Origin of the sequence: Mycoplasma leonicaptivi ATCC 49890, assembly GCF_000622205.1 — a bacterium.
In the GTDB taxonomy this organism is placed as follows: Bacteria; Bacillota_I; Bacilli_A; order Mycoplasmatales; family Metamycoplasmataceae; genus Mycoplasmopsis; species Mycoplasmopsis leonicaptivi.
In genome coordinates this window covers 1-11,214 of record NZ_JHWE01000027.1, presented here as the reverse complement: position 1 = coordinate 11,214, position 11,214 = coordinate 1, and the positions used below count along the sequence as shown (strand labels likewise).

Sequence of the window (11,214 nt, the reverse complement as noted above, 5' to 3'; positions counted from 1 at the left end):
TCTCCTAATATAAATATTTTAAATTAAATATTTGCTATTAAGAGAATTTACACAAAATAATCTACGCTTCCAAGTCCCTTTAATTTTGTCTTCAAAACCTAGTCTATCACCAGCTTTGGAAAAAGGTTGACAAGGAAAACCAGCGCATAATACATCATGTTTGGGTATATCTTGTGGTTGAATTTTTGTTATATCGTTCTCTGGATCTATTCCATAATTCTTCTTATATGTTTCTATTGCGTACTTATCTATTTCACTAGCAAAAACACATTTTCCACCTAAATTTTCCATTGCTTGATGAAAACCACCAATACCTGCAAAAATATCGATAAATGTAAATTTCTTCATATATAATTAATCCTCCTTTGTGTAAGTATATATAATACTATTATTCATGTTGTCTTTATTTAATAAAAATTTTAAATTTCTTGGATTCTTATTTTTACCTGAATTATGTCTTTGTTTAAAATCACTCAAAATATATTTAAAATTATTTTGATTTATTTCAAAAATTCTCATTTTTTTAAATATTACAGAATGTTTCATTTTATTAGCATAAGAAATTTTATTATCTTTAATATTAAATAATTCCATTCTTGCTTTTGCCATTTCATTATTAAAGTCTTTGTCTTTTAATGTTGTATGTTCATAAATTATGTACCAGAGTTTATTATATTTTTCAATTGCTTTTAAAGTATTTTTTTGATCATTTCCTATTGCTTGTTTTTTAGTTAGATCAGAGCATTTTAAATCTCCATAAAAATTATCTTTTGTAAAAAATAAGTCAAAATCTAATTTAAATTTATCTTTAAAATCTTTCATTAAAATAAATTCTTTTAAATTATTATCATTAATAAACTGATTAAATTTAAATTCAAGGAATCATCCAACCCATTCAACACCTTTTGCTTGATATCAATTATTTTCCTTCATTTCTTTAATACAATCAATAGCGATTAATTGTTTATTAAATTTAAAAGTTTTATTAAATTGAGTGAAAAAAGAAAATGAATCATTATTTTTTGAATCATTTAAATAATCTAATAAAAATTCTTTTTTAAAGACGTTTATATGATTGTTTTTTAAGTCTATTTTATTAAAAATATTATATTTTAAGGCTTGGTATAAATCATTGATATATACATGAGCGGATGAAGAGTTAAGTTTATTATTAATATAATCTTTTATTTTAAAATCACAAAATAAAATATTATTTTTATATCTATAAATACCAAAAATGTATATTTTACTATTTAAACTACTATAATCATTTATAAAATCTTTATATCATTTTTTTAATTGAATTCTTTTTTTTGAAAATTGGATGTGGATTTCCAAGATATGTTAGTGAAACACAAATAAAATAGTGTTTAATATTGTTGCGAAAATAACAAAAAACCTTTTTACCTTGATATTTAATTTCAGAAATAGTATTTTGAAGAGAAGTATTTAAAATTTCGAAGAATTCTTTCTTCTTTAAAATTGGTTGATCATAATCAATTATAACTTTACCATTTAAATTTATCTGTTCTGATTTAAATTTCATATAAAACAACCTCTAAAAATTACATTTTCTCTATTATATCAAACTATATTATTATCTACTTTATTTGCCGTTTTGTGTTAAAAATTTTTACTAATTTTAAAACAATGAAAAAGAAAAGTTTTAAACTTTTTTATCATTATTTTTATTGTTTATTAAAAAAGATAATATTTTCAATTTTTTTAATATAAAATTATCTTTTTTAGAAAAAATAAGAAATTTAGAAAAAATTTTACCTTTTTAAAAATATATATAATTAATTAACCGGAGGAAAAATGAAAAAAATTAAAAAAATATTAAATTTATTTATATTAACATTATTACCAATTAGCACTTTAGCTGCTTCATGCACTAAAACTATTAAAAAAGATGAAAATAAAGAAGAAGAAAATCAAAAATTAGACAACGATAATATTAAAATAGACGATACTACTAAAACACAAACAACATCAGAAAAAACAACTAAGGAAAATAACGATTCTACGCAAACACAAGATACAACACAAGCGCCTTATACCACGAAAAGCACAACAAGCAGCACAGATAACGCAAATGAATTAAATCAACCAGTGGAAAATTCAAAATCAAATGAAACATCTAGGGAACCTTCAAAAGATCAATCACCAACAAATTCCACACAAACAGAAAATAAACCTAGTGTTTTAAAAGAAAAAGCAATAGCAAGATCTTTTAATATAACATCTGATTCTGGTTTAAAAAGAATAAACTTTGTTGTTTCACTAGATAAACCACTTGAATCTGGTTTTGATTTAGATGGAGAATATGTTTTAATTGTAAATAATAAGGAATACCCAGTTACTTTATCAAACGACCATGGAAGTAATCAATATAGTGGTTATGCTGAAGAATTTGAAAAAGGTTCATATAATGTTACTTATTTAAAACATAAATCTGGTGAGGTTATTTACGCAAATACAAATAATAAAACAGAAGGAATTAATATAACAGTTTAATATAATTTACCAAAAACCTTTCTTCTACATAGAGAAGAAAGGTTTTGATTTAAAAATAGATTTTAGCCATTATCATCTCATTCTGGTTTGTTTTTAAAATCTTGACTAGAATATTTATTTGGATATAAATATGATAATAATCTTATTTTTTCATAAAAAGAAATAGGATTAAAAGTCTGACTTCCATCTCCAAAAATAGTTTTTTCTTGTGTATCAATTAAAAAAGCATATTTATTTGAAAATCCATCATCAGGATCACCTAAAACATGATAACCAGCAAAATTACCTTGAGAATCATAAAGACCACTACCTGAAAAACCACCAGAAATGTCGACATTATTTGTATTTGTTGTTATAAAAGGATTATTCATTTGAATTCTTCCAAAGAGTTTAGTTTCATATATAGGCGGGGTTAAATTTTTGATTGAATTACCAATTAAATATTCTCGTCATCTTTTTGTTGTGTTGTCCAAAGGTGAAAACTGATTTGCAGTTTTTTTAGCACTAAAACCAGCAATATAATAATTGAAGTTTATATTGTTATTTACATTTTTGTTTAATTTTGAAACTTGAAGTGTTTTTATATTTAATAAATTATGGATAAATTCTACTATTTCTATTTCTTTTTGATTCAATTTTTGGTTTTTATATATTCAGTTCTCTGACTTATTGAGTTCAAAGTTTTTAAAGAAAAAAGCAAAATCTACAATAGCAAAAACATTATCAGAAAATTTATCAACACCACCATGAGTTTTTAAATCATTTAAAACTAATTTATTAATTTCTTGAAATTCATTTGGATCAAAAAAGTTGCTTATTAATTCAAATTTATATTCTATTTCATTTTTTCATTTGGTTGAAAAATTACTTACATATGTTTCTGAATTATTAGAAGTAGCAGTTTGTTTATCAACTATTTTTGGTACTTTAATATCAATAAGTTTATCTATTTTATTTATAGTTGGATTATTTATTTTATCTCTTTGAGTTGCATCTTGTAAAGTTTTTCAAACGTGATCATTACTTGTTATATAAAATCTAAAATCGTTTGGATTATTTGGTAAAACTTTACCAATAACTGTTCAAGAACCACCATTATCTTTAAAGGTAAATGCTCTTTGTCTATAAGTATCAATTACCTTATCTTTATCTTCTTTATACAATCTTAAAGCGTTATTTTCTGTATTAACATTACTATATTCTGATTGCTCAGTAATTTTCTCGTTTAACCCTGTGTATTTTTGATTTTCTAATGGTTTTTGATTATAAATAAATTCATTATCACCAACATAGTTTATTTTATATGATAAACTACCTAAATAAGCAGATTGAGCAATAGATAAATTATGTGAAACAATTGAATCAAATATTTTGATATTCTTTTTGTTGTTGATTTTAAGTATTAATTTATCATCAATTAGCTCAAAATCAAAACTAAATAAATCTTTGATTTTGTTATAAAACACATTAGTTACATTTAAATTCTCAAAATACGAGTTAATATAAAATTTGTAATCTTGAATATTTTTCTTTTGATAAATTTGACTGTATGGTAAATCAATATGTACAACTGAATTAGGTTTATATTTATTTTTATAATTGTCAATTGGTTTTTTGAAAGAAAGTTCAAGTTCAAATGAAAAAGAAAAAATAAGATTTTCTTTTTCAAAGGAATTAAGATTATTTATTTCTGATAAGTCTTTTGTAATAGTTGCAGAATGATTATTTATTTTAAAAATTGTTTTTTCTAAAATCTCTCTTGGTATATAGGTTTTATAATCAATATTTTTAGTGTTATTAAAAAATACTTTTTCTTTATAAGGTAAAATATCAGAATTTGTTTTATATAAGTTTTGATATTTTATTAAATTTAAAAAATTTTCTTGTGTGAAATCCACATTAGAAGTATTTAAGAAATTAATAAATTCCTCATTAAATTGGTCTTTATTTAATTGGTCATCATATATGTTTACAAAAGTATAATCTTGTGTCTTATTTATTTCAGGAACGATTTCATTAAAAGTATATGGTTCAACAAGGGAGATGTTTTTAAGTGTATATTTTATATTTTCTTGAAATTTATTTATTTTAAAATCCTCTAAGTCTTTAAAATTAACAAACACGAAAGGTTTATCAATAAAATTAATTTCATAAGAACTATTTTTATTTGTATCAACATCAAAAACTAATTTAAAGACCTTATTTTTAAAGAATTTTATATTTTGATCTGTAAAATTAAATTTTAAGTGTCCGAACAAGTTGTTTGAATCTTTTGTAACCTTAAAATTTTCTAAAGTCAATTCACTATAATTTTTATTAATTTTGAATTTAAAACTATCATTTAAATAATATGTATTAAAGTGTTCATTATTTATTATTGAATTAGTTATAATAAATTCATTAATTTCAGATGGTAATAAATTTTTATTAAAAGAAATTGTATTATTATTTTTATTTAATTCAGTATCTATTTTTAAAACAAACGGTTCAAAAGGATTAGTAGATTTTATAATAAGTTTTACATCTGTTAATTTATCGAATAAATTAGAATTATAGTTAATTTGAATTTTATCCTGATTTTCTTGAATTTTTGAAATATCCAATTTATATTTATTTTTTGCATCAATAAGGTTTTCTTTTGTATCGTTTAGTAATTTAATTTCTTCTTGATTATTTATATAAAACATATCTTGATTTTGTTTAAAAAATAAACCAATAGATTTTTTAAAAGCAGTTTTATCATTTATTATTACTCTAAATTGAGAGGATAAAGAATTACCAGAATCTAATTTAACAGACTGAACATTATTATTTTTATCTAAATATTTTCAATAAAACTCAGGTAAATTTTGATTATTTTTTGAATATATTGTTGAATCATAATAAAGTTTTGTTGTGTTATTTTCAGTTTTATCATATGCATGTCATTCAGAATTATTTGAAATAGTATAGTTATCTGAATTTTCATTTGTTTTTTTGTTAAATAGTACATATATTTCTTTGTTTTTCAGAGTAGAATTATTTTGAGATATTGAGTTTATTAAAACAAAATTATCATTAATATTTTCAATAGTTAGTTTATAAATGCTTTCTTGAACTTTTGATAATTGTTTCGAAACTTGTTGAGAATGATTTTTGTTTAAGTCTTGATAATTTACATAAAACGAATTTGGATTATTTTTTAAAATTTTAAAATAAGCAGTTAAATTATTTTCATTTGTAAAACTATTAATTAGTTCATATTCGTTTTCAAATGGATTGACAGAATCTGTTTGATTAGAAAATTGATTCTTATTACTTTCTTCTTTTAAATAATTTTTATAGACTTCATTATTAGTAAAATTAAAACTTTTTATTTTTTCTATATTTAAGTAATTATCATAAAATTGATAATTTAATTTTTTATTTTGTAAAGATTCATATAAATTATTTTTGTTTGGAATAGTTCTTAAAGTTCTAAATGAATAATTATTTTTTATAATTAAGTACTCTCCATTAAATTTAATAGATTTAATTGAATACTCAGTATTTGATTCTAAGTTATTTAGTAAAAAATTATACTGTTCTGCTGGTGAGTAATTTTCGAATACAAAAGAATTACCATTATTTAATAAAATTTCAAAAGTATTATTTTGAATTTCTTTTATTTGTTTTTTACTAAAAGAGATGTTCATAACAGCAGAATTTTGTTTTATTTCATTAAAAAAAACATTTTTAATATAAAAGTCTTTAGATTCTACATTTGAAGAATTTGAACTTGTGTCAACAAGAGTTTTAAAAACATTATTATTTTTTATTAAAATTTCTTTATTATCCAAAATAATACTTTGAATATTATATGTTGTATCACTATTTAAATTACTAATTCTAAATTTACTTTTTTGTAAATCTATTATTTGTGGGATTACTAAATTATTATTTATTTGAAATTTCACATCTTCAATTTCTTGAGTTAAATTCTTAAAATTGATACTTAGATCAACGGAATTTTGAGTGATATTTTCAAATATAATACCAGAAATTAGAATATTATTGTTTTTTGCATTATTTTTATTAATATAAAATTCTTTGTTAAAATGATCTAAATTTAAAACTTGATTTTTAATAATTAACTCTTTAATATTATATTTTTTATTTTGTTCAAGACCATTGATATAAACAACAACTTTTTGATGAAATATTTTTATATTATAATTTAAATTTTCATTAAATATAATTTGAATTTCATTTGAATTTATTTTATCATTTAAATCTATTTCAATCGTTAATGAATTAATGTTTTCTTGTCTAAATATAATATTTTCAATTGTTGTATTTTTCTTAGATTTATCTATTTTAGTGCAACTAGTTAAAAATAATGATGACAAAATGATTGGTGCAGAATATATTATTAATAATTTGTTAGTCTTAATTTTTTTCATTAAAATATTATAGTTCATTTTTTCTATATGAATCAAAATTCATATTTTCTTTAAGCATTATAATATAGTTTTATTTAATTATTTACTGAATATATTGTAAATTTTATTCTAAAAAACAAATTGAAATTTAAATGAAAAAAAGACACAACAAATTTTTATTATTTGTGTCTTTTTAATTTTTAGCAAAACTTTAAAATATATTATATAATATACCAGAGCCGACATCGAGCAAAACGCTTTATGTTAACAGTCACAATTGTGACTTTTTTTATTCTTTAAAATAGAAATTGTTTCTTCTAAAACTTCTTTATCAGTTTTATTATTTGTATCAATAATTTTATATTTAATTTTATATTTATCACATAAATCTACAAACATATTTTTATATATTAAATGTAATTTGTAAAAATAATTTTCATTATTTTTAAAATTATCTATTTCCACTTTTCTTCCTCTTTTTAGAATTCTTTGTTTAATAACTTCAAAATTTGCATCAAGAAAAATTGCGAAATCAGGATTATCTTTTAAATCTATCATATGATCAAAAAGTTTTTCGAATGCTTCTAAATATTTTTTAGGTTTTTTATCAAGAGTCACAGCAGCAAATATAAAGTGTTCAACATTAAACCTGTCTAAAAACATAAAATTATCTTTATGATTATAATTTTTTAAAAACTCTTGTTCTGCTTTTTTAAATGAGTTTGATAGCGATTCGATAATATACGATTGAAACGCAATATCAATATTTGGTTCTTGTTCATAAACTCACTTTAAAAAAGTATTAAAAACTACATCCCCTTCTTTGAATTCTTCTAATAAAAATGAATTTTTAAAATGTTTGTGAAGCGCTTTGGAAAGAGTTGATTTTCCACAACCAATCATTCCACTAATAGAAATTTTCATTACTTTGTAACCTTTGAAGAAGACATAAAATTATCAATTATTTGAATTGCTTTACTAAACACTTGTTCCTCATTTAAATTATCAGTATCAATAATATGATAGTTTAAATTATATTTATTTGCTTGTTTAATAAATAAATCTTTATAAACACTAAATAGTGTTTTAAAATACGATTTATTTAGTTCATAGTTTTGAATTTCTACAGATCTACCACGGGCAAAAAGCCTTTTTTCAAAAGTTTCATAAGACATATCTAAATATATTGCGAGATCAGGTGTTTCATCATCTGTAATTAAGTGTTCAAATAAAGCATCATATCCTAAAAGATATTTTTCTCCCTTAGGTTTAAGATTCACATGTGCAAAAATATAATGTTCTATACTAAATCTGTCAAGAAAAATTATATCATCTTGTTTGTTATTGCCCTTGTTCTTAAATTCTTTTATTAAATCAGCAAGTTTTGATGTATGGTTTTCAACAACATATGTTTGAAATCCCATTGTTAAATTTGGTTGTTTTTCATACAATCATTTTAAAAATGTATTAAAAACAGTGTTGCTTTCTTCAAATTCTTCTAAAAGCATTGAATTTTTATAATATTTAGCTAATTTGCTTGTTAAAGTGCTTTTTCCACTACTTATCATTCCGCTTATACCAATAATCATAACTTCTCCTTTTTTGTTTGGTTTTTTAGTATAGCAAATTATAAAGTGAATTAAAATAAATAATAAAAAAAACCTATGAAATAGGTTTTTAATAATATTATTATGTGAAAGGAGTGTATATAACTCAAGAAGTGATATCCGCAAATATCTCAGTCTTACTACGTAAGCATTGATAATATTATAGCATATTTTTATGTTTTACAACAATTAAATTTAATTTTCTTAATCAATGATTAATTCCGCTTTTAGAAATGTTAATATTGTTCTCTTTTTGAAAAATATCAACAAGGTTATTCAAGGAAATTCAAGGATTTTCTAGTTTTATTCTAAAAAACATTAATTGATCTTCATTAAAAATACTTTCTAAATTATTTTCAAAAATGTAATTAATATTATCAATATGTTTAATAGAACTATTTGCGATTTTTTGTAAATTAGAAAAATCAATATTATTTATTCTGTTAGAAACATTTTCAAAATCTCTTTTTATTTTAAGGTTTTGAAGTTCAAATCAAGCTTTTTTTGTGCCTATCGCAGACAAAAAATCTAAAATTTCATCAATCTTTTTTATATACATTTTATATTTGTTTGTTTTTTTAAAAATTTGAAAATTAAAATTGTATTCATTAAGTTTATTTATTATTTTTTGCGCAAACTCATCATAATGAGTACAAATTTCAAGGTGATATGATGTAGAATTTTTATCTGAAATTGAACCGCTCCCAACAAAAATTCCACCAAAAAAATGAGATAAATATTCTCCAAAATTAATTTCTTTAATTTCTTTAAAAGAATTAGAATGAACTAAATATTTATTTTTTGTGTTATTTTTCTTTTTTAAAAAAACTTTTATTTTTTCAAGTTTAGAGATAATTTTATTTAAAATATAATCATTTTTTATATTAATTTCTATAAAATCCTTGTCAAAAATGCCGTTTGCATAAATTAATCCATAGAAAAAATATAAAATTTCTTGCTTATTTTTTATATTTAAAAGAATTTCTTTTTTAATTTCCGCAGAAAAAGAAACTGAATTTTTTGTCTTCAAACTACCTCCTACGTTTTTATATTTTACTATATTTCAGCAGTATTATTAAAACCGATTCAGTATTTTATAATTAAAACAATTCAATTTTTGTTATATTGAAATCTTTATTTTTTTCATAAAACTTGAATAAAAGATACTTATTTATCAATATTTATATTTGTTATATCAAGAATATATAAAATTTGATATACATTTAAATAGTTTTAATATAATTTTAACACTATGAAGTTATACAAAAAATCAGTAGAATTTTTCCAAAGATTTGATAAAAAATATCCTTATAAAAAAGATGATTTAGGTGTCAAATTTTTAAGAAATAATATTCAAATTAAATTATGACAACCTTTTGCACAAGAGATAGATTTATTAGTTTATGACAAAGAAGATACCAAAAAAGTTGTTGAAATTATTCCGATGACAAAGGTAAGATATACATGAGTTGTAAATATTGATCTAAGTTTTGAAGGTTTCTATTATCAATTTAAAATTACACAGTCTAATGGAGATGTTAACTTAGCACTTGATCCTTATGTTATTTCATTAGCACCATTTAATTGAAAAGGCCAAGAAAATGGTGTTGGTAAAGGAGCTTTAGTAAACATAAAATCAAAAGAAGCAGGACCAAAACCAAGGCAATTAAAATCTAACTTAAATAATTCAGTTGATCCATATATTTATGAGTTACATATTAGGGATTTTACAAGTGGTTTAGAACAAGATAGATTTAAAAGCAGACTTGGTACATTTGATGCTGCTATCGACCATAAAATTTTTGATTATTTAAAAGAGTTAAATATAACTCACTTACAACTTTTACCAATTCAGTCAGCATATACCGTTAACGAATTTGATTTAGGTATTTATAGCAAAGGTCATGGAAGAGGATGAACTACTAATTATAATTGAGGTTATGATCCACATAATTATTTTTCAATTAATGGAATTTATTCAAGTGATCCTCAAAATCCATATGCAAGAATTAAAGAGTTTCGTAATTTTATATCAAAAGCACACCAAAAAGGTATTGCTGTTATTATAGATGTTGTGTACAATCACATGATGACAAATACAATATTAAACAATGTTTTACCAGGATATTATTACAGAAATCTTGCTAAACAATTTCCAGTAAACTATCCACCACTTGCAGATGAAAGATATATGGTTCGTAAATTAATGATTGATTCCTTAAAATATTTTGTTAAAGAATTCAGAGTTGATGGTTTTAGATTTGATTTAAGTTGCTTCCACCATTTTGAAACAATTGATGAAATCGCAAAAGAGCTTAGAGAGATAAATCCAAACATTATTTTACATGGTGAAGCCTGACCCTTTAGTGATCTTGAACACAGTAAATCTTATATAAAAGGTGTTCGTGGTAACAATATTAATTTTGGTTATTTTAATGATACACTAAGAGATGCTATTAAGGGTTCAGAACACGAGGGTTACTTTAAAGGTTTAATTCATGAATTTTCAGAAGAATCATTTAAAAAATATGTATCTTCTATTGTTGGAAACATAAAAGATTATGATTTTAAAGGTGTTTCACACGCTAATGATACATATAGTTTATTTGCAGATAATATTGGAATGAATCTTGCTTATTCAGCTTGTCACGATGGTATGACTCTATGAGATAAACTCAACATTTTGCTTC

Annotated in this window: 9 protein-coding genes; 2 read left to right on the top strand and 7 right to left on the bottom strand. The window is 21.7% G+C overall.

Annotated features, from left to right (window positions below):
• Positions 1–18: 18 nt before the first annotated feature.
• Genes BU00_RS04520 through BU00_RS0102070 form a run of 3 tightly spaced genes read right to left on the bottom strand, consistent with a single transcriptional unit; the run spans position 19 to position 1,546 of the window.
• A complete protein-coding gene (locus BU00_RS04520) occupies positions 19–348 on the bottom strand; it encodes a DNA cytosine methyltransferase (protein ID WP_051521847.1) in 330 nt (109 codons plus the stop codon).
• Positions 349–354: 6 nt separating this feature from the next.
• Positions 355–1,338: a hypothetical protein gene (locus BU00_RS0102075; RefSeq protein ID WP_051521846.1), complete on the bottom strand. Its 984-nt coding sequence runs from the start codon at positions 1,336–1,338 to the stop codon at positions 355–357.
• Positions 1,283–1,546 carry a hypothetical protein gene (locus BU00_RS0102070; RefSeq protein ID WP_036458910.1) on the bottom strand — a complete coding sequence of 88 codons (264 nt, stop codon included), beginning with the start codon at positions 1,544–1,546 and terminating at the stop codon, positions 1,283–1,285. Before BU00_RS0102070 ends, BU00_RS0102075 begins: the two co-directional genes overlap by 56 nt.
• A 272-nt stretch (positions 1,547–1,818) precedes the next feature.
• On the opposite strand from BU00_RS0102070, the gene BU00_RS0102060 reads away from it, so the two are divergent.
• Positions 1,819–2,517, top strand: coding sequence for a hypothetical protein (locus tag BU00_RS0102060; RefSeq protein ID WP_027121287.1), 699 nt, complete (start codon positions 1,819–1,821; stop codon positions 2,515–2,517).
• 62 nt (positions 2,518–2,579) lie between these two features.
• Here the strand turns inward: BU00_RS0102060 and BU00_RS0102055 are convergent, their stop codons facing one another.
• The 4 genes from BU00_RS0102055 to whiA form a co-directional block, all read right to left on the bottom strand.
• Positions 2,580–6,938: an RNA polymerase beta'' subunit family protein gene (locus tag BU00_RS0102055; RefSeq protein WP_156926421.1), complete on the bottom strand. Its 4,359-nt coding sequence runs from the start codon at positions 6,936–6,938 to the stop codon at positions 2,580–2,582.
• Between the two features lie 243 nt (positions 6,939–7,181).
• Positions 7,182–7,841 (bottom strand): deoxynucleoside kinase, encoded by a 660-nt coding sequence (locus BU00_RS0102050; RefSeq protein ID WP_027121285.1) that lies wholly within the window; start codon positions 7,839–7,841, stop codon positions 7,182–7,184.
• Positions 7,841–8,506, bottom strand: coding sequence for a deoxynucleoside kinase (locus tag BU00_RS0102045; protein ID WP_027121284.1), 666 nt, complete (start codon positions 8,504–8,506; stop codon positions 7,841–7,843). Before BU00_RS0102045 ends, BU00_RS0102050 begins: the two co-directional genes overlap by 1 nt.
• A gap of 178 nt (positions 8,507–8,684) precedes the next feature.
• Positions 8,685–9,554: a DNA-binding protein WhiA gene (gene whiA, locus BU00_RS0102040; protein ID WP_027121283.1), complete on the bottom strand. Its 870-nt coding sequence runs from the start codon at positions 9,552–9,554 to the stop codon at positions 8,685–8,687.
• A gap of 222 nt (positions 9,555–9,776) precedes the next feature.
• Here whiA and BU00_RS0102035 point away from each other — a divergent pair.
• Positions 9,777–11,214, top strand: a 1,438-nt coding sequence (locus tag BU00_RS0102035; protein WP_027121282.1) for an alpha-amylase family glycosyl hydrolase, incomplete at its 3' end; no start/stop codon positions are given.